The 17,839-nt window shown below is 70.8% G+C and carries 18 protein-coding genes; 8 read left to right on the top strand and 10 right to left on the bottom strand.

Annotated features, from left to right (window positions below):
• The 3 genes from ABZS97_RS37765 to ABZS97_RS37755 all read right to left on the bottom strand — a co-directional run.
• Positions 1-441, bottom strand: a 441-nt coding sequence (locus ABZS97_RS37765; protein ID WP_356145607.1) for a Gfo/Idh/MocA family oxidoreductase, incomplete at its 3' end; no start/stop codon positions are given.
• Positions 411-1,121 carry a ThuA domain-containing protein gene (locus tag ABZS97_RS37760; protein ID WP_356145604.1) on the bottom strand — a complete coding sequence of 237 codons (711 nt, stop codon included), beginning with the start codon at positions 1,119-1,121 and terminating at the stop codon, positions 411-413. The genes ABZS97_RS37760 and ABZS97_RS37765, both read right to left, overlap by 31 nt.
• Positions 1,118-2,335, bottom strand: a complete 1,218-nt coding sequence (locus ABZS97_RS37755; RefSeq protein ID WP_356145601.1) for a Gfo/Idh/MocA family oxidoreductase — start codon at positions 2,333-2,335, stop codon at positions 1,118-1,120. The genes ABZS97_RS37760 and ABZS97_RS37755 overlap by 4 nt, the downstream gene beginning before the upstream one ends.
• A gap of 385 nt (positions 2,336-2,720) precedes the next feature.
• Here ABZS97_RS37755 and ABZS97_RS37750 point away from each other — a divergent pair, with 385 nt between their 5' ends.
• Complete coding sequence (locus tag ABZS97_RS37750) at positions 2,721-3,974, top strand: protein kinase (RefSeq protein ID WP_356145598.1); 1,254 nt, start codon at positions 2,721-2,723, stop codon at positions 3,972-3,974.
• Positions 3,975-4,015: 41 nt separating this feature from the next.
• Here the strand turns inward: ABZS97_RS37750 and ABZS97_RS37745 are convergent, their stop codons facing one another.
• Entirely contained in the window at positions 4,016-4,945 is a 930-nt protein-coding gene (locus tag ABZS97_RS37745; protein ID WP_356145595.1) for a M48 family metalloprotease, read from the bottom strand.
• On the bottom strand, positions 4,942-5,313 hold the full coding sequence (locus ABZS97_RS37740) for a BlaI/MecI/CopY family transcriptional regulator (protein ID WP_356145592.1): 372 nt from the start codon (positions 5,311-5,313) through the stop codon (positions 4,942-4,944). Before ABZS97_RS37740 ends, ABZS97_RS37745 begins: the two co-directional genes overlap by 4 nt.
• 118 nt (positions 5,314-5,431) lie before the next feature.
• On the opposite strand from ABZS97_RS37740, the gene ABZS97_RS37735 reads away from it, so the two are divergent.
• The 4 genes from ABZS97_RS37735 to ABZS97_RS37720 are packed head-to-tail and all read left to right on the top strand — an operon-like array spanning position 5,432 to position 8,850.
• Entirely contained in the window at positions 5,432-6,088 is a 657-nt protein-coding gene (locus ABZS97_RS37735) for a phosphatase PAP2 family protein (RefSeq protein ID WP_356145589.1), read from the top strand.
• Positions 6,085-6,834, top strand: coding sequence for a phosphatase PAP2 family protein (locus tag ABZS97_RS37730; protein ID WP_356145586.1), 750 nt, complete (start codon positions 6,085-6,087; stop codon positions 6,832-6,834). The genes ABZS97_RS37735 and ABZS97_RS37730 overlap by 4 nt, the downstream gene beginning before the upstream one ends.
• Positions 6,788-7,462 (top strand): response regulator transcription factor, encoded by a 675-nt coding sequence (locus ABZS97_RS37725; RefSeq protein ID WP_356145583.1) that lies wholly within the window; start codon positions 6,788-6,790, stop codon positions 7,460-7,462. Before ABZS97_RS37730 ends, ABZS97_RS37725 begins: the two co-directional genes overlap by 47 nt.
• Positions 7,459-8,850, top strand: coding sequence for a HAMP domain-containing sensor histidine kinase (locus ABZS97_RS37720; protein ID WP_356145580.1), 1,392 nt, complete (start codon positions 7,459-7,461; stop codon positions 8,848-8,850). Before ABZS97_RS37725 ends, ABZS97_RS37720 begins: the two co-directional genes overlap by 4 nt.
• On the opposite strand, the gene ABZS97_RS37715 is transcribed toward ABZS97_RS37720, so the two are convergent.
• The 3 genes from ABZS97_RS37715 to ABZS97_RS37705 form a co-directional block, all read right to left on the bottom strand.
• Positions 8,831-9,727 carry a hypothetical protein gene (locus ABZS97_RS37715; protein ID WP_356145577.1) on the bottom strand — a complete coding sequence of 299 codons (897 nt, stop codon included), beginning with the start codon at positions 9,725-9,727 and terminating at the stop codon, positions 8,831-8,833. The genes ABZS97_RS37720 and ABZS97_RS37715 overlap by 20 nt on opposite strands.
• A 146-nt stretch (positions 9,728-9,873) precedes the next feature.
• Positions 9,874-10,782 (bottom strand): hypothetical protein, encoded by a 909-nt coding sequence (locus ABZS97_RS37710; RefSeq protein ID WP_356145574.1) that lies wholly within the window; start codon positions 10,780-10,782, stop codon positions 9,874-9,876.
• 93 nt (positions 10,783-10,875) lie between these two features.
• Positions 10,876-11,370: a MarR family winged helix-turn-helix transcriptional regulator gene (locus tag ABZS97_RS37705; RefSeq protein ID WP_356145571.1), complete on the bottom strand. Its 495-nt coding sequence runs from the start codon at positions 11,368-11,370 to the stop codon at positions 10,876-10,878.
• Positions 11,371-11,655: 285 nt separating this feature from the next.
• Here ABZS97_RS37705 and ABZS97_RS37700 point away from each other — a divergent pair, with 285 nt between their 5' ends.
• Positions 11,656-13,050: an MFS transporter gene (locus ABZS97_RS37700; RefSeq protein ID WP_356145610.1), complete on the top strand. Its 1,395-nt coding sequence runs from the start codon at positions 11,656-11,658 to the stop codon at positions 13,048-13,050.
• Between the two features lie 26 nt (positions 13,051-13,076).
• Here ABZS97_RS37700 and ABZS97_RS37695 read toward each other — a convergent pair whose 3' ends face one another.
• Together ABZS97_RS37695 and ABZS97_RS37690 are read right to left on the bottom strand one after the other, a co-directional pair.
• Positions 13,077-14,756: a cellulase family glycosylhydrolase gene (locus ABZS97_RS37695; protein ID WP_356145568.1), complete on the bottom strand. Its 1,680-nt coding sequence runs from the start codon at positions 14,754-14,756 to the stop codon at positions 13,077-13,079.
• 182 nt (positions 14,757-14,938) lie between these two features.
• Positions 14,939-16,609 (bottom strand): lysyl oxidase family protein, encoded by a 1,671-nt coding sequence (locus ABZS97_RS37690; protein WP_356145565.1) that lies wholly within the window; start codon positions 16,607-16,609, stop codon positions 14,939-14,941.
• 299 nt (positions 16,610-16,908) lie between these two features.
• Between ABZS97_RS37690 and ABZS97_RS37685 the strand changes: the two genes are divergently transcribed.
• Together ABZS97_RS37685 and ABZS97_RS37680 are read left to right on the top strand one after the other, a co-directional pair.
• The gene (locus ABZS97_RS37685; protein WP_356145562.1) at positions 16,909-17,292 is read left to right on the top strand and encodes a VOC family protein; all 384 of its coding nucleotides are present in this window, start codon (positions 16,909-16,911) and stop codon (positions 17,290-17,292) included.
• Positions 17,293-17,409: 117 nt separating this feature from the next.
• Positions 17,410-17,673: a GlsB/YeaQ/YmgE family stress response membrane protein gene (locus ABZS97_RS37680; protein WP_356145559.1), complete on the top strand. Its 264-nt coding sequence runs from the start codon at positions 17,410-17,412 to the stop codon at positions 17,671-17,673.
• Positions 17,674-17,839 lie beyond the last annotated feature (166 nt).

Raw genomic sequence — 17,839 nt, 5'->3', positions numbered from 1 at the left:
GTGGACGGTGTCGATGCGCCCGGCGTCGACGGCCGCCCGCGCCGTCTCGAGACCGGTGCCCACGACGGAGTCGGGCGCGCACCCCACCCCGACCCCGGCCGCTGCGGCCGCGTCGATGAGGGAGCGGGCGTCGGGGAAGGCGGCGGCCAGCGGCTTCTCGGCGTAGACGTTCTTGCCCCGGCCGATCGCGCCGAGCGCGATCTCCGCGTGGGCGGCGGGGACGGTGAGGTTGAGCACCGTGTCGACTTCGGGGCTGTCGAGCAGGCGCTCGACGCTCAGTGCCTGCGCGCCGGGGATCTCGGCGGCGACGGCAGCCGACCGGGAGGCGTCGAGGTCGGCGACCGCGGTGATGCGCACCGCGGGATGCCCCGCGAGCGTGTCCAGATACGCACGGGAGATGACGCCGAGTCCTACGATGCCGATGCGGTGCGCGTCGCCCACAGCATTCCCCTCTCGATGACGGTGCGGACGTTGACGTTCTCCAGCACGTCCGGACTGTGTCCGGGGGTGGTCACGACGATGCGCCCGGCGCCCCACCGGCGTGTCCAGATCGCCGGTGTGGTGACCGGCCGGTGCCAGGGATGCCACGGCCGGGCCGGGTGGGTGGTGGTGGCCAGGACGTCGATGAGGTCGTCGTGGAGCACCCAGTACTGCTCGGTGTCGAGTTCGAAGTCCTCGATACCCGCGGTGATGGGGTGTTCGCGGCCGAGTTCCGTGATGTCCACGGTGTGCGGCAGGTAGTTGTCCTCCGCGCCGCCGTGCCGCTCGCAGGGTTCCTTGCCCGGGTGGGTCGCGAACTGGCCTCCCACCAGGTGCAGATAGTCCGACGACGCGCGGAACGAGTCGGCGATGCCGCCGTGCCAGCCGGTGAGGCCGGTGCCTGCGACGACCGCCGCGCCGAGGCCGGCCAACTGCTCGGGGGTGATCTCCGACATGGTGACGCACTGCACGACGAGGTCGGTACCGGCCATCGCGGCGGCGTCGGCGTAGACCTTTGTCGACTCCTCGACCCGTACGGTGTAGCCGTTGCGTTCGAGGAAGGGGAGGAACAACTCCGTTGACTTGACCGGCTGGTGGCCCTCCCATCCGCCCCGCACCACCAGCGCTTGTTTCCGCGTCATGATCGCTCCCTCCTGATGTCCGTCGCCCGGGACCGGTCGGCCGCACTCGCCTCGACGGCGGCGAGCACGCGTTGGACATCGAGTGCGTCGGCGAACGACGGCGCGGCGGTTGACCCTGTGCCGATCGCCGAGACGAGGTCGGCGACCTGGTGAGTGAAGAGGTGTTCGTAGCCGATGCCATGGCCTGTCGGCCACCACTGGGCCATGTACGGATGCACGGGGTCGGTCACCTGGATGCGACGGAAGCCTTCGGCCCCGGTATCCGGTCCTCGGCCGTCGAAGTACTCCAGCTCGTTCATGCGCTCGAAGTCGAACGCGACGGAGCCCACTTCGCCGTTGATCTCGATCCGGTTCGCGTTGCGACGCCCCGTTGCCATGCGGGTCGCCTCGAAGACACCGAGGGCCCCTTCGGAGAAGGAGGCCGTGAACGCCGCCGCGTCGTCGACCGTGACCGGACCGAGCGGCGCGTCATCGGCGGCGCGGCCACCGAGCCCGACCTGCTCGGACAGTCGCGGACGCTCCGTCACGAACGTGCGCAGCGTCGCCGACACGGTCGTGATGCGCTGTCCGGTGAGCCACTGGGCGGTGTCGATGCTGTGCGCGCCGATGTCGCCCAGGGTGCCGGAGCCCGCCCTGGCCTTGTCCAGCCGCCAGGTCAGCGGCGCACGCGGGTCGGTCAGCCAGTCCTGCAGATAGCTCGCCCGGACATGTCTGATCCGGCCCAGCCGGTTCTCCTCGACGAACGTGCGGGCCAGCGCCAGGGCCGGGGTGCGGCGGTAGCTGTAGCCGCACATGGCCACGATGCCGGAGTCCGCCGCCCGCTCCGCCGCCGCGCTCATCCGTTCGGCATCCGCGACCGAGTTGGCCAACGGCTTCTCGCACAGGACGTGTTTGCCGGCGGCGAGCGCCGCGAGCGCGATGTCGGCGTGGGTGTCCCCCGGTGTGCAGATGTCGACGAGGTCGACGTCGTCGCGCGTCACGGCCTCGCGCCAGTCCGCCGACCAGTCGCTCCAGCCGAGCCGGTCCGCTGCCGCCGCCGCCTTCCGCGGGTCGCGTCCCACGAGGAGTGACAGCACGGGGTCGGCCGGAAGGTCGAAGAATCGCGGCGCCGTCCGCCACGCATGGGAGTGGGCCCGCCCCATGAACCCGCCGCCGACCAGGGCGACGCGGAGTTTCCGACGCGTCGGCATCGACCGTCCTTCCTGTTGCGCCATGCGGTTCACGGGCACGAGGGCACGAGCCGTGAAGCTCCGTCCGGCGACGAAAGCGCCGTACGGGGATGGATGGTTGCGGCCAGTGGACCTTGAAGAGCATCCTGCCGGGCTTCCGCACTTTCGCGAAAGACGCACTCGGGTGGCTCTTCCGCTGCCGTGCGTCCGATGGGCAGGTCGTGGACGGGGCCCGGATGCGCCGGACGGTCAGGTCGTCGATGGGTCGGAAGCGTTGCGTGCAGGACCGTGGCCTGCGGTGTTTCCGTCGGCGGGTAGGCTGAGGGCCGTTGCGGCACCGCCCCCACCACCACCCTTGCCCAGGTGGTGAGTTATGGCCTGCGGCAGTCAAGTCGTCTTGTGGCACGAGTGGCATGAGGATGAATCACAGGTGCTCATAGCGGGCCGGTACCGGCTGCACACCCCCATCGGACGCGGCGCCATGGGCGAGGTCTGGCAGGCATACGACGAAGTGCTGGGCAGGGCGGTGGCCGTCAAGCTCCTGCTCAGTCAGGACTCCGACCCCACCGCCGTCTCCCGGTTCCGCCTGGAAGCCCAGACCGCGGGGCATCTCAACCACCCTCACGTCATCGGCGTCCTGGACTTCGGCTCGTACGACAACCGACTGTTCCTGGTGATGGAGCTGATCGAGGGCGACAGCCTGGCGCAGCATCTGAAGGCCGGCGGTCCGCTGCCCGTGGAGCACGTCGCCCGCATCGCCGCCGAGGCCGCGGGCGGGCTCGCCGCCGCCCATGGGCAGGGCATCGTGCACCGGGACATCAAGCCCGGCAATCTCCTCCTGGACGCCGACGGCGCCCTGAAGATCGGCGACTTCGGCATCGCCCGGTTCCTCGACGACCCGGCCGGCGCGCTGACCGCCACCGGGCAGATCGTCGGCACCAGCCTGTACCTCGCCCCCGAACGTGCTCTGGGCAAGCCCGCTTCACCCGCGTCCGACGTGTATTCGCTGGGCTGCGTGCTCTATCAACTCCTCACCGGCCGACCGCCGTTCCAGGCGGACACCGCCCTGGTGATCCTGCATCAGCACCTCGACGCGACGCCCGTATCGCCGCGTGAGCTCGGCACTCGGCTGCCGCCCGCCTTCGAGAACTACCTCCTCGGTCTTCTCGCCAAGGATCCCGCGGACCGGCCCACGGCCCAGCAGGTGGCCGGCTGGTTCGCCGCCGGCGCCTGGCAGGGCCGTCCCGAGCCTCTTCCGGCCGCCGCGTCGGCTCCCGTTCCGCGGCCGATCGGTCCGACGGGACCAACGCCGGGCGCCGCGCCCGGCCGACGGCGCGCGCTCGGCGAGAGCGGCCCCCCGACCACGTACGCCCTGCCGTCCGCCACCGCGCGCACCGGTCACCAGCGTCGAAGCCCCCGGGCGCGCCGCGGGGTGCGTGAACTCGTCGCCCGCAGGCCGAGGTTGACGATCGCCGTCGCCGCAGCGGTGATCTTCCTGGCCGCCATGTTGATCGGCAGGGCCTGGTTCGCGCCGGACCCCGCCACCGCGGAAACCTCGCGCCCCGACCAGGGCCGCACCGCGGGCCCCACTCCCCCGGGGCAGGGCGCTGTCGCTACCCAGCCGGCGAGGGAAGAGACGCAGCCCGAAGAGGGCGAGGACGACGACGGGGACAGGGACGACTGACCGCGCAGGCGTCGGCACGCATCCCTTCGGGCCTGACCGGATCAGCGGCTCTCCTCGCCCTGGGCGACCTCGACCTCGTGATGGACGGTGAGTACGTCGGCGGTCGCGGCGGTGGCGGACAGGACCGTACAGGCGGCGAGGAGCAGGGCGACCCGGCGTGTGGCACGCGGGCGGCCGTTGGGGGGTGCGAGCAGAGCGGCGACCCGCCGCGGGACGGGGCCGGTCGTCGCCGCGGAGGCGAAGGCCGGCCGGGTGGCGCGGGTGGCGTGGCCGGCGAGGGCCGCGCGGGCGATGGCCCGGGCGATGAGCCGTCGGTCGCCGACGGCGGTGGCCGCGGCCTCGTCCGCGGCCCGTTCGGCGGCGAGCCGGATGGCCGTGCGGGTCGCGTGCAGGGCGGGGTGGCACTGCGCGGCGAGTTCGGCGGCGGCCAGGAAGTAGTGGTGGCCCCCCTGGTTGTGGGCGCGCTCGTGGGCGAAGAGGGCCTCGCGTTCGGCGGCGTCGAGGCTGCGGAGCATCGCGGTGGTCACGACGATGCGGTGCGGGCGGCCCGGCAGGGCGTACGCGTCGGGGTGCGGCGAATCGATGACGCACAGGTCGCCCGCGGTGGGGCGGTGGCCCGCCTGGCTGCGGGCGGTTCGGAAGGCGCCGAGCTGTCGTACGGCCGAGCGCCCGAGCGTCCAGACGCCGAGGGTGAGTACGCCGGCGGCCACCGCGGCCGCGGGGACGACGACGGCGTCCGACGGCGTGCGCAGCGGGTGGACGAGTTCGCCGAGCGCCGCGAAGGCGGGGATCTTGAGCAGCCCGGTCAGCACGAGGACGCCGAGGGCGGCCGCGCAGGCGCCCGCCAGCACCAGGGCGGAGGCGGTCAGCGACCACAGTGCGGTGACGGGGTCCAGGCGGTCGAGGGCGCGGCGCGCCAGCGGCGGTGCCGCGAAGGGCACCAGCAGGGGCACGAGCAGCAGCAGGATCACGTCTCGTCGGCCTCCAGCAGCTGGCGCAGCAGTTGTTCGTCGTCCGGGCTGAGCTGGGCGACGAAGCGGGCCAGCACGGTTTCGCGGTCGGTGTCCCGGTCGAGTTCGCTGTGCATGCGCCGGGCGGTGAGTCCAGCGGCGTCCTGGACGGGGAAGTAGGCGTAGCCGCGCCCCTGCCGCTCGCGGCCGACGATGCCCTTCTCGTGCAGCCGGGACAGGATCGTCGTCACGGTGGTTCGGGCGAGGCCCGAGGCGAGTTCCAGTTGCACATGGCCGGGCGTGAGCGGGGTGCCGGCGGCCCAGAGGGCGGCCATCACCGCGGCCTCGAGCTCGCCGGACGGCCGTCGTTCGTCCTTCTCGTCGGTCATGGGAACGTTCCTCACCGCGCTATCGTCTACAGTCCAGTAGACCGTCTACAGAATTGTAGTCACCGGTCGGGCGTGGCTTCGTCGCGCCCACTGGTTCCGGACGAAGGAGCTCGCGACGATGACCACACGCACAGACCTATCGTCGCAGCTCGCCGTCAACGTGCTGAACGCCCGTTCACCCCTGGCCACCCCTTCCGTCGACGGCTCCCTCTACACCGATGTGGTGGACCTGGCCGGCCGCTCGCCCGCCTGGCTCGACGACGGTGTCGCGGCCTGGTCGACGTACGGGCTCCTGGTGTTCGCCGCGTTCATGGTGGCCGGCTGGTTGCGGGCCCGGCACGTCGGCAGCGCGGCCGCCGTGAAGGCGCTGGCCGTTCCGGTGATCGCGGTCCTGGCCTACGGCGTGGACACCCTGCTGAAACTGCTGTTCCGCGAGGCACGGCCGTGCCAGAGCCTGCACAGCAGAACGCTGGAGGCGTGCCCGGCGCCGGGTGACTGGTCCTTCCCCAGCAATCACACGGCCATCGCCTTCGCGGCCGCGGTGGCCCTGCTGTTCGTCTCCCGCAGACTCGGCGTGGTCGCGGCCGTTGCCGCCTGCGCCATGGCGGCCTCCCGGGTCTGGGTCGGCGTGCACTACCCCCACGACGTCGCGGCCGGTGCGCTCGTCGGCGCCGCGGTGGCGCTGCTCGCCATGCAGGTGCTGCGCCGCTCCCCCGATGCCCTCGCCCGACGCATCACCGCCACCCGCCTACGTCCCCTGCTGGTGGCCTCATGAAGCGCGGCAGCGACCGGCGCGGCGACATCGCGGACCTCGCCGGAAGCGTCGGCCTGGGAGCCCTCGCGGCGTTCGCCGTCCTCACCATGGTCGTGGTCGGCGGCGACGGCGCCCCGCTGTTCACCGACGACGCCCTTTCGGGCTGGTCCCTGGCCCACCGCCCCGTCATGGCGGTGGCGTCGGCCCGCGGCCTCACCGCCACCGGGACGGGTGTCGTCCCCTATGCGCTCGCCGTGCTGGCCGGGATCGTCGCAGGCCGCACCCTGCGCCACCGACTGCTCGCCGCCGCCCTCTCCCTGTGCTGCCTGGTCTCGGGACAGGCCGTGCGCTACGGCGTGATGACGCTCGTCGCCCGGCCCCGCCCACCCCGGCTGGACTGGCACACCCACGCCTCCGGATGGGCCTACCCCTCCGGGCACAGCACCACGGCGGCCTGCACCGCCGGACTGCTCGTCCTGGCGATATTCCTGCGCGGCCCGCGCGGCAGAACCCTGCTCGCTGTTGTCATCGGGTGCTGGGGAGTGCTCGTCGGACTGACCCGTGTCTATCTCGGGGTGCACTGGTTCACCGATGTGGCCGGCGGCTGGCTGCTGAGCGTCGGCTGGCTGGGGCTGTGCCTGTGCGCCGCGGCCTCATGGCTGCCCGACCGCTTCATCACCGGCATCACAAACACGGCCACCGCGCCGCCGTTGGAGGGCCATGCGCCACAAGATCCTAGTTGTCGAGGACGATCACGCCCTGCGTGACGTACTGCGGCGCGGGCTGTACGAGGAGGGATTCGACACGCTGCCCGCTCCGGACGGCGCCACCGCGTTGCGGCTGGCCACCGCCGAGGTCTCCGCGGCCGTCCTCGACATCGGGCTGCCCGACGCGGACGGGCGGGATGTCTGCCAGGCGATGCGCGCGAACGGATTCCCCTCCCCCGTCATCTTCCTGACCGCCCATCACCGCCTCACGGACCGGCTGTCCGGATTCTCCGCCGGCGGCGACGACTACCTGCCCAAGCCGTTCCACCTCGCCGAGCTGGCCGCCCGGCTGCGCGCGGCGGTCAAGCGCGCCGCGCCTGGGCAGGCCGATACGGCCACGGCCACCATCGGTGACCTGGTCCTCGATGGCGTCCGGCACACCCTCACCGCGAGCGGCACCCGGATCGACCTGACTCCGACCGAGTTCCGTCTGCTCGCGGCGCTCATGGCGGCGGCCGGGGACATCGTGCGCCGGCGCGAGCTGATCCGAGCTGGCTGGCCCGCAGGCGCTCAGGTCAGCGAGAACACCCTCGACCAGTACCTGACCCGGCTGCGCCGCAAGCTGCGCGGGGCGGGCAGCGACATGACCGTCGGCACCGCCCGCGGGGTCGGCCACCGCCTGTCATGACTGCCTTCGCACGGCTCTCGGTCATCGTTTCGCGGCCGGCCCCGCGAACGCTGCGCGGCCGGCTGTCCCTGGTGGCGCTGACCACCGCCGCGCTCCTGATGGTGCTGCTCACGATCGTCTTCAACGCCGTCGCCGAGCGCCACCTCCAGCACCAGGCGGACGACGAACTGCGCACCCGCGCAGCGGCCGTCGCCACGACCATCGACACCGGCGGCCCGGCCGTACGCGTCCTGGAGACCTCCAACGACCGCCTCCTCGACGCGAACGTGTGGATCTACACCGGGACCCGGCTTCTGGAGCAACCTCCTTCGCCCACCGCTGCGTTGACGCGTCTCGCCGGGGAACTCGTCGGTCGTGGCGGGCGCCACTGCGTCACGGCCGAACATCACGTGCCCGTTCGGATGTGCGCCGGGCCCGTCCCCGATCGCAGGGGCGCCGTCACCGTCGTCACGGCATTGGACCTGACCCCCTACCGAAGTTCGGCCGACACCTTGCTGCTGGGGTCGTGCGGCCTGGACGTACTGATGCTCACCTGCACCTACGCACTCACCCGCCTGGCGGTCGGCCGTGCATTGCGGCCCGTGGGCGCGATGACCGACCAAGCCGCCCGGTGGAGCGCCGTGGCCTCCGAGGAACGCTTCGCCGCCGTCGTACGACCGGCCGAACTCGCCCGCCTCGGTACGTCGTTGGACGCACTCCTGGACCGTATTCGCGCCGTCCTGCGCCATGAGCGACAGCTGACCGGGGAACTGTCGCACGAACTGCGCACTCCGCTCAGCCGCATCATCGCCGAACTCGACTGGTGGCAGGCCCGCCCCCGCTCCGCCGCCGAGACCCTGGCAGCCCACATGGTCGTCGCCGACGCCGCGCAGTCGATGCGCACCATCTGCGACACCCTCCTCGACGACGCCCGCGACAGCGCGCCCGCCACCCCCGGCACCGCCTGGATCCGGCCCGCGCTGCGGCGCGCCGTCGAAACCCTGGGCGAGCCGAGCCACTTGACCGTGACCGTCCTCGTCCAAGGCAGCTGCGACGGCGATGAGGGCGACCTGGAGGCCGGCGTCCAGGTCGCCCTGCTCGAACGGATCGTGAGCCCGCTCCTCGCCAACTCCTGCCGGTACGCGCGCTCCCGCGTCACCGTCCGGGCCTGCCCCGCGCCCTGCGGCGTACGCATCGACCTCACCGACGACGGCCCCGGCGTACCCGAGTCGTTCGCGCCGCACCTCTTCCAACCCGGCCGCCGGGCCGACCCGGGCGACGGACACGGCGGAGCGGGCCTGGGGCTGCCGCTCGCGCGGCGGCTGGCCCGCTCCGTCGGCGGCGAGGTGACGTACGACCCCGGGCACACGCCCGGGGCACGGTTCGTGGTCAGCCTGCCCGCGGGGTGACCGCCTGCTGCTCGGCGATCTCCGCGACCGGGGCGGCGGTCCCGCGCTCGCGCACCTGGGCGAATCCCATGAGGCCGACGAGGAGCGCCAGCAGCACCGCGGACGACCCCGCCGTGCCGAGGTCGAGGCCACCCTTGGCGACCGGCTTGGTGAGGAAGTCACCGGCCGTGGCGCCGAGCGGCCTGGTGAGGACGAAGGCGACCCAGAACAGCAGCACGTTCGGCACGCCGGGCACGCGCATCAGGGCGAGGAGCACCAGCAGAGCCCCGGTGACGAGCAGCGCGCCTCCGGCGTATCCGAGTCCCGAACTGTCGGAGAGGAAGTCGCCCATGGAGGTGCCGAGGGTGTTGGAGACGAGGATCGCCGACCAGAAGAGGGCTTCCCCGCGGAAGCTGACGATGTCACGGATGACGAACGTCATGCCGGTCAGCTTCCAGAGGGCGAAGACGGCGATCAGGACCGAGATCAGGATGGCGGCACCGGTGGGGTAGCCGAGCCCCAGGCCCTGCGGCCCCCAGCCGAGCGAAGTGGCGCCGCCGGACAGGTACTTGGCGTCCGCGCTGCGGTTCATGAAGTCGGACATGGTCGTTCCGGCCATGCTGGTGGACAGGATGACCGTCCAGTACAGGCATGGGTTGTAGCGACGGGACCTGAGCTGGACGACCAGTGTCACCACGAAGAGCACGAACAGGGCGATGGTGGTGAGGAAGTAGCCGAGTTTCAGGGTCTGGGCGAAGAGGTCGCCGGCGGTCTCACCGAGGGTGGTCGCGGCGATCTTCATGATCCAGAAGGCCAGGGTGACCTCGGGCAGCTTCTTCATCACCGACCTGGTCGTACTGGCGACGTCCAGGTCGGTGAGGATGTCCGGCTTCTCCAATGCGGAGGCTCCTGTTCAGTCACGAGAGGGCGCGCGCGTCCAAAGCGGGCGCTCTGCCGGGCGGGGCGGGCGGCGAGGTGACCTGCCGGGTGGCGGCACCGGTGCCGACCTTGCCGTCCGCACCCTGAACACATCCTGAACACCTGTCAGCGAGGTTCTCGGGGGTGGGGCCGGGCACTCTCCTCCGCCGCGGTGACGCCCGTGGTGACATCCGTGGTGACGTCGCCCGCGGTGCCGTTCGCCCTGACGTTTGGCGTGGCGTCCTTGCGCGTCACCGTCAGGAAGATGACCAGGGCGAGGATGACCGCGAGGAACAGCACGCTGGTCACCACCGTTCCCAGGCCCAGCCCGCCGTCGCCGGTCGGTTGGGAGAGGTAGTCGCCCATCGAGGCACCGAGCGGCCGGGTGAGCACGTAGGCGATCCAGAAGCTCCACACGGCGTTCAGACCGAGGGCGAAGCGCGCCACCGCGATCGCGGCGATCGCCTGGGCGAACAGTACGGCTGTGATCCAGTAGCCGAGGTCCATGCGCTCGGCGACCAGGTCACCGGCGGCCGTGCCGAGGGCGAAGGTGAACAGCACCGCGAGCCAGTAGAACGACTCGCGGCTCGGGGAATCGATGCTGTGGATGGAAAGGGTCCGCTCGCGGCGGTACCAGCAGGTGAAGACGAGCGTGAGGGCGATCGCGAAGACGGTGGTGCTCGTCGTCAGCGGCACTCCCAGGTTGTCGGTGAGGTTGTCGCTGATCAGGGTGCCGACGATGCTGATCAGGGCCACGGCGAGCCAGTAGAGGCCGGGGCGGTAGGCGGTGCTGCGGAACTGGAGGACGAGCACGATGGCCAGCAGCCCGCTCATCAGCAGCGACACACCGGTCAGACCGAGGCCCAGCTTCTCGTCGAGCAGGTCGGCGGCGGTCTCGCCGACCGTCGTGCACAGCACCTTGATCAGCCAGAAGTACACGGTGACTTCGGGAACCTTGTTGCGTCGGAGCCGATGGCCGGGCACCGCGGCGGCGGCGCTGTCGACGGAGGATGTCGCGGACGTCTCGTAGGTCATGGGGCCAGACGGTCGCACCGCGAGCCTGAACACATCCTGACTGCCGCACGGTTTCGAGTACCGGCCTCCCCCCGCGGTCCGAAGTCGCCCGGCTCAGCTCCGCTGGCGTGCCCGGCGGGCCTGCTGCGGGGACTCCGACGGGGCGGCGAGCGGGCCCTCGGTCAGGGCGCCGAGGAGACGCAGGAAGGTTTCGCGGTCACTGTCGGAGAACTGGGCCAGAGCTTCCCGGTGCACGCCGTCGACGATCTCCTGGCTGCGTACGGCCGCCTTCGCGCCCTCTTCCGTCACCGCGATGATCCGCGCTCGCCGATCCGTGCTGGAGGGACGGCGTTCGGCGAGGCCCGCCTTCTCCAGGGCGTCCACCGTGACGACCATCGTGGTCTTGTCCATGTCCCCGATCTCGGCGAGCTGTGCCTGTGTCCGCTCCTCGCCCAGGGCATGGACGAGGACGCAGTGCATGCGCGCAGTGAGGCCCACCTCTGCGAGGGCGGCCGCCATCCGCGTCCGCAGGACATGGCTGGTGTGGTCCAGGAAGAAGGAGAGATCGGGCGCGGTACGGGCCGGGGAGGCCGGGCTCAGGGCGGTCATGGGATTCAGGTTAGCAAGCAGAAGAGTTCTATGCAGATAGTCTGCAACGGAACCATCTGCTACGGTCACACTTGTCGGCGTCACGGCCAGGTGACCGCCAACCGGCGACCACCTCTGTCCCACCGCGCCCGCCCGATCCGCATCCCCACCAGCCTCGACAGGAAGGCCCCCATGACCAGGTCCACGTCAGCTCCCGCGCTGTCGCCCAAGCCGCACCCCGCCTCCCCGCCCGCCTCGGCCGCTCACCGCCGCCGCTCCCTCGCTCTGGGCGTCATCGCCACCGGAATGCTGATGACCGTGCTCGACGGCAGCATCGTCACGGTGGCCATGCCGGCCATCCAGAAGGACCTCGACTTCACGCCCGCGGGGCTGAGTTGGGTCGTCAACGCCTACCTGATCGCCTTCGCCGGACTCCTTCTCCTGTCCGGCCGGCTCGGCGATCTCCTGGGCCGCAAGCGCATGTTCCTCACCGGCACCGCCGTCTTCACCGCGGCCTCCCTCCTCGCCGGAGCGGCCGGCTCGCCCGCCGTCCTGATCGCCGCGCGATTCCTGCAGGGCGTCGGCAGCGCGATGGCCTCCGCGGTCAGCCTCGGCATCCTTGTCACGCTCTTCACCGAGCCACGCGAACGCAGCCGCGCCATCGCGGTGTTCAGCTTCACCGGCGCGGCCGGCGCCTCGATCGGGCAGGTGCTCGGCGGCATCCTCACCGACGCTCTCGGCTGGCACTGGATCTTCATCATCAACCTGCCGATCGGCCTCGCGGCCCTCGCCGTCGCCGTGCCCGCCCTGCCCGCCGATCGCGGCCTGGGCCTTCGCGCGGGCGCCGACATCAGCGGGGCGCTCCTCGTCACGTCCGGCCTCATGCTCGGCGTCTACACCGTCATCAAGGTCGAGACGTACGGCTGGACTTCGCTGCACACCCTCGGCCTCGGCGCCCTGGCGCTTCTGCTGCTCGCGGCCTTCACCGCACGACAGGCGGTGGCGAAGACCCCGCTCATGCCGCTGCGGATTCTTCGTTCACGCAATGTCGTGGGAGCCAATCTCGTCCAACTGCTCATGGTGGCCGGTCTGTTCTCGTTCCAGATCCTGGTCGCGCTCTATCTGCAGCAGGTGCAGGGGTACGGGGCTTCCGAGACCGGCTTCGCCATGCTGCCCGCCGCCGTGGTGATCGGAATCGTCTCGCTGGGTGTCTCCTCGCGTCTGATCGGACGCTTCGGGGAGCGCACCGTCCTGCTCGTCGGACTGGCGCTGCTGACCGCGCTGCTGGCCCTGTTGATCCGGGTGCCCGTCCACGCGGCATACGCCGTCGACCTGCTCCCCGTGATGCTGCTGGCCGCGGGCTTCGGCCTCGCACTGCCCGCACTCACCGGGCTCGGCATGTCGGGGGCGGACGAGCCGGACGCCGGGCTCACCTCGGGTCTGTTCAACACCACGCAGCAGATCGGGATGGCACTCGGTGTCGCCACCCTCTCCACCCTCGCGGCGGGCCGCACCGAGGCCCGGCTCAGCGCGGGCGCCGCGCGGCCGGAGGCGCTCACCAGCGGGTACCACCTGGCCTTCGCCGTCGGCACCGGGCTGCTCCTCACCGCGTTCCTCGTCGCCTTCGCCGTCCTCGGCCGCCGACCTGCCACGGCCCGCAAGGCCCCTGCCGGACGCCTTGCCGACCGGCGGGGCCAGTGACCCCGCCGGTCGGCGCGAGCGGCCGGTCACGTGGCCGTGCAGGAGGTCCCGTTGAGGGTGAAGGCGGTCGGGGCCGTATTGGTGGCGCCCTTCGCCCCGATGAAGCCGACGGTGACCGAGCCGCCGGCGGTGATGGTCGAGGTATAGGCGGCGGGGACGACGCTCACCGTGCCGCCGGTCTGGGTGGGGGTGCCACCCCACATGTTGGAGACGGTCTGGCCGTTGGCGAAGGAGAAGGCGAGCGTCCAGCCGTTGAGGGTGGCGGTGCCGGTGTTGCGCAGGGCGATCTCGCCCTGGAAGCCTCCCGGCCATTCGTTGACGACGCGGTAGCCGACGGAGCACGCCGTGCCCGGCGTGCTGCTGCCCTTGTCGGTGGTGACGTTGACGGTGGCGGAGCGGGCCGAGCGGTTGCCTGCCGCGTCGTGGGCGTAGACGGCGAAGGTGTAGGCCGTGTCGGCGGTGAGGCCGGTCACGGCGACGGTGTTGGTGGTGGAGGCCGCGACGGTGGTCTCGGAGCCGCCGCTGACGCGGACGACGTCGTAGCCGGTGACGCCGACGTTGTCGGTCGCCGCGCTCCAGGCGAGGGTGACGGAAGTCGCCGTCACGGCGGAGGCGGCCGGGGTGCCGGGGGTGGTCGGCGCCTGGGTGTCGCCCGGGGTGCCGCCGCCGAAGACGGTGGCTTCCTTGGAGGTCTGGGCGATGCCGTTGGCGCCGTTGATGGCGCGCTGGCCCCAGGAGCTGAGCCGGGTGGGGTCGAAGTCGATCGCCAGATCGAGGATCGGATCGGTGTTGCCGCTCCAGGACCACGCGATGTAGCCGAGCCGGAGCCGCTCGGCCGTGGCCATCATGGTGTCCTCGTCCGGGTCGCCGTACTGGTCCGCGGGGCCGCCGAACTCGCCGATGACGATAGGCAGTTTGGCGTTGACGAACGCGTTCAGGTAGTCGGTGATCTCCGAAGCCGTGTCGAACACGCTGTACATGTGGATCGAGAAGATCAGGTTGCCGGTCGAGTCGGCGTCGTACACGGCCTGGGCGTTCGCGCGCATGACGCCCTGCCAGTCCTGGCCCCAGTTGGGGGCGTCCACCATGATCGTGTGCTCCAGACCGGCACTGCGCAGCTTCTTGATCGCGGCGATCGTGGGATCGGTCCAGCCGGCCGGATTGGTGTTGCCCCAGGGCTCGTTGCCGATGTTGATGACGATGTAGTCCTCCTCGCCGGCGAGGACGTTCTTCAGGCCGATCCAGTAGTCGGCCGCCTCGTCGAGCGTGCCGGCCGCGGTCTCCTCGCCGTAACCGGTGGTGTCGTGCACCTCCAGCACGCAGATGAGCCGGTTGGCCTTGCACTGGGAAACGATGTCAGCGACGTCCGCGGCGCTGTTCTTGGTCCAGCGGTGGCCGTCGGCGAGGACGACACGGACGGTGTTGGCGCCCAGCGCCTTGATGTCGGCCAGCGACTTCGTCGTCCTGCTCGGATACCAGGTGTGGGCGTGGTTGACGCCCCGCATGATGAAGTCGTTGCCGTTGCCTTCCAGCAGGCGGCCGTCGCTGATGTGCAGGCCTGCGGCTTGGGCGCTGGGCGTCCGAGGTTGGGCCTGGGCGGCGGCCGGGCTGAGAACACCGAGGGCGATGAGCCCGAGGAAGGCGACCAGCCCGGTCAACAGTTCGGTTAAGGAACGCTTTCGTGTCGTGCCTCTTGTTGTTCTCACTGCGACTCCAGGGAAGTGAGCCAAGGAACTCAGGCATGGGAAAAGAGCATGGGAGCGCTCCCATGAACCCACTTCGCCAAGTACACGTCAAGACATCGCACGCGACGCGTCGGTGCCCCCGGGCACGGCGAGAACGCCGGCCCAGGGGCACCTGGATGTCGTACGCGGCCCTACGGCCTTTCCTACGGGGCGTCGATCAGGTCGTACGGCGGCACGGTCACCGTGCGGGCGCCCGGCGTACCGCCCAGAACGACCTTGCGGAGGGAGATGTTGTTGTTGAGGTTGCTCTCCTGCAGGCGCTTCTCGGGGTTGGCGATCACCTGGATGTAGTACGTGCCGTTCGCCAGGCCGGTGATGTCGAAGGACTGGCCGGGCCGGTACTGGCTGTAGGTGTCACCGGAACCGACGTCGAGGACCTCGCGGACGGAGATCGCGTTGCGTTCACCGCAGGCCGTCGACAGATCCGTGTTGTACGGGTGCCAGTTGGCGTTCTTCACCGTGTAGTCGATCGCGTCGGTGTTGGCCAGGCAGAACGCCTCCTTGCCGCTGCGCTCCTGCTGGGTCTGGTCCGCACTCAGCAGCCGGTAGCTGGCGAAGTCCGTGAAGTGCCAGTGCTCGTGACCCACGCGCGGGTCCCACTCCATGGTGCCGCTGGGCGTGTACCCGACCTGCTTGCCGTCGGCGTCGTAGAAGTACTGGTAGGAGTCCATCAACTCCGCGCCGGGGCTGCGGAATCCGTCCACGACGAGCGGGGCGGGTCCGGCGTTCCAGACGTTGGCGCTGAAGGCGAGATAGTCCTTGCCGGGGACGTCCCCCTCCTCGCCGTCGGTGACGGCGATGCCCCAGGCCGGCAGTGAACGCAGGTCGGGCTTGGGCACGTTGGCCGGGACGCCCGCCCGGCCGGTGGGCCGCCCGGTGTTCGCCTTCAGCGCGGGCGCGATGCGCGAGCCGTCGGTGTGGCCCGGTCCGTCACCCAAGTGGTGCGCCATGCCCCGGACTTCGAGAGCGTGCGACAGCGCGGGCGGCGTGGGCGCCTCCGCACCACGGGGTCCGTAGTGCGCGGCGGAGTGGCCGGAGTGCGCACCGTGACCGGCCCCGTGGTGGGCGGAGGAGCGCGAGGACACCCCTTCCCCTCCCCCGTCACTGTTCTGACGAACCGTCACCTTGATGGTCGGCCGGTTGTCCGGAATGCCGAACAGATCGCGGTACTTCTTGGCCACCGAGACCTTGGCCGTGTACTCCCCCGCCGGGAGGTCCACCGGCTTGTCGTAGTCGACCGTGCTGGAGTTGGACGCCCAGCCCTTCTCGACGCCCCACACCGAGCCCAGCGTGAACGGGTTCTCGGAGCAGCTCTCCGGGTACTTCGACGTGGCCGGGGCGTCCGGCCGGATCCGCCCGGAGGCGTTGTTCGGGCAGAAGGTCCCCTTGGACTTCTTCACTTCCTGGCCGGCCGCGTTCTTGATGGACACGTTCAGGAAGCCGGGCAGCCCGGAGAAGTTCTTCACCAGCCCGGCGGGCAGGGTTCTGGTGTGCGTGCTCGTTCCGTCACGGATGATCTGTTTGGCGACGACGGGGTCCTTGTACGACTTCCGGGTCACCTTGAACTCCAGCGGCACGTCGTCGACCGTGACGTACGTACCGAGGTCGAGATAGACCCCGGGCTCCCCCTCCCAGCGGTCGAGCGTCACGGACTTCGACGCGGCGATCAGCTTGAGCTTCGGCTTGGCCGCCGTGCTCGCCTGGGCCGACTCCGCGCCGGGAGCCACCCAGGCCCCGGCTGCCAGGGCGGTGAGCGCGGCTGCCGCCACGAGCGCCGGGCGCTTCAGGCGCATGCGGTGTTGCTGACTGGTCATCGGTTCCTCGTCTGCGAGTGCCATGGTCAAGTGGCATCGGACTGGACAGCCCACGGCCGGCCGACGGAACGGGCGCACCCCACGCGCCCAAGGGCCGAGTCTGTGAGCATCCTGTGAGACCGGTGAAGGGGCGCCTGGGTTGCCTGTTGAAGAAGAAAACACCGGATCGTACGAGGCGACGGACGACAGCGCGTGCACGGACATCCGTCATCGGCCGACCGACCGGACCGACCCAACTGCCCACCGGTCACGGCAAATCCGGTTGGAAGGCCCCCCGGCCGCCCGCCATAGTGGCGGCCATGGCTTCTCTTGTGCACCACGTGACCATCGACTGCGGGGACACCTATCGACTCGGAACCTTCTGGGCTGAGGTTCTGAACACCAAGATCGGCGACGACGACCGACCGGGCGACCCCGAGGCCCTGGTGGAGGCCGGGGGCGTCTCGATCCTGTTCATCGCCGTCCCCGAGAGCAAGACGATCAAGAACCGTATCCACTTCGACATCCAGCCCACGGACCGCACTCGCGACGAGGAGGTCGAGCGGCTGCTCGCCCTCGGCGCGACGCTGGTCGGCGATCACCGGCGTACCGACGGCACCGGGTGGGCCACCCTCGCCGACATCGAGGGCAACGAGTTCTGCGTCGAGCGCAGCGCCGCCGAACGGGCCGCCAGGGCCTCTTGACCTTGCTCCGAGCTCCCCCGGGACGGCCGTCCGCCGGGAAAAGGACTGGTACCGCTTCGCGCGGGCACTCGTCAGCCGTCAGTAGTCATCAACGGCTGGGATGCGAAAGGCCCGCTCATGGAGATCTCAGGCGTCATCAGCGCCATCGTCATCGGCATCGTGATCGGTGTGCTGGGCCGGCTCGTCGTCCCAGGACGCCAGCGCATCGGTTTGCTCTGGACGATCGCGATCGGCATCATCGCCGCATTCGTCGGCACCGGCATCGCGTCCGGCCTCGACGTTGCCAACACCAAGGGCGTCGACTGGATCGAGTGGATCATTCAGATCGCCCTCGCCGCGTTCGGTGTCGCCGCGCTCAGCAAGGTCAAGCTGCGTCGCTGATCGAACCGCAGCCGGCCGTCCGGCCCCTGGTGGCCTGTCCGTCGGCCGGCATGTCGAACGGCGAAGGCCCCGTCCGATCCACGTTCTCCCGGATCGGACGGGGCCTTCGCCTGTGCCGGACAGCGCCCCGGTTGAAGCTCACGTCGACTCGACGTGCCTGATCAGA

The organism is Streptomyces sp. NPDC005485, from assembly GCF_040606085.1.
Lineage (GTDB): Bacteria > Actinomycetota > Actinomycetes > Streptomycetales > Streptomycetaceae > Streptomyces.
The sequence above is the reverse complement of the archived record's forward strand: the minus strand, read 5'-3'. Positions and strand labels throughout refer to the sequence as shown.

Bases quoted from the DNA above. Each gene is read 5' to 3' on its own strand.
- ABZS97_RS37680 (WP_356145559.1), top strand. From the start codon at position 17,410: ATGGAGATCTCAGGCGTCATCAGCGCCATCGTCATCGGCATCGTGATC.
- ABZS97_RS37700 (WP_356145610.1), top strand. From the start codon at position 11,656: ATGCTGATGACCGTGCTCGACGGCAGCATCGTCACGGTGGCCATGCCG.
- ABZS97_RS37740 (WP_356145592.1), bottom strand. From the start codon at position 5,313: ATGACCGACGAGAAGGACGAACGACGGCCGTCCGGCGAGCTCGAGGCC.
- ABZS97_RS37685 (WP_356145562.1), top strand. From the start codon at position 16,909: ATGGCTTCTCTTGTGCACCACGTGACCATCGACTGCGGGGACACCTAT.
- ABZS97_RS37710 (WP_356145574.1), bottom strand. From the start codon at position 10,782: ATGACCTACGAGACGTCCGCGACATCCTCCGTCGACAGCGCCGCCGCC.
- ABZS97_RS37720 (WP_356145580.1), top strand. From the start codon at position 7,459: ATGACTGCCTTCGCACGGCTCTCGGTCATCGTTTCGCGGCCGGCCCCG.
- ABZS97_RS37730 (WP_356145586.1), top strand. From the start codon at position 6,085: ATGAAGCGCGGCAGCGACCGGCGCGGCGACATCGCGGACCTCGCCGGA.
- ABZS97_RS37725 (WP_356145583.1), top strand. From the start codon at position 6,788: ATGCGCCACAAGATCCTAGTTGTCGAGGACGATCACGCCCTGCGTGAC.
- ABZS97_RS37705 (WP_356145571.1), bottom strand. From the start codon at position 11,370: ATGACCGCCCTGAGCCCGGCCTCCCCGGCCCGTACCGCGCCCGATCTC.
- ABZS97_RS37735 (WP_356145589.1), top strand. From the start codon at position 5,432: ATGACCACACGCACAGACCTATCGTCGCAGCTCGCCGTCAACGTGCTG.
- ABZS97_RS37690 (WP_356145565.1), bottom strand. From the start codon at position 16,609: ATGACCAGTCAGCAACACCGCATGCGCCTGAAGCGCCCGGCGCTCGTG.
- ABZS97_RS37760 (WP_356145604.1), bottom strand. From the start codon at position 1,121: ATGACGCGGAAACAAGCGCTGGTGGTGCGGGGCGGATGGGAGGGCCAC.
- ABZS97_RS37755 (WP_356145601.1), bottom strand. From the start codon at position 2,335: ATGGCGCAACAGGAAGGACGGTCGATGCCGACGCGTCGGAAACTCCGC.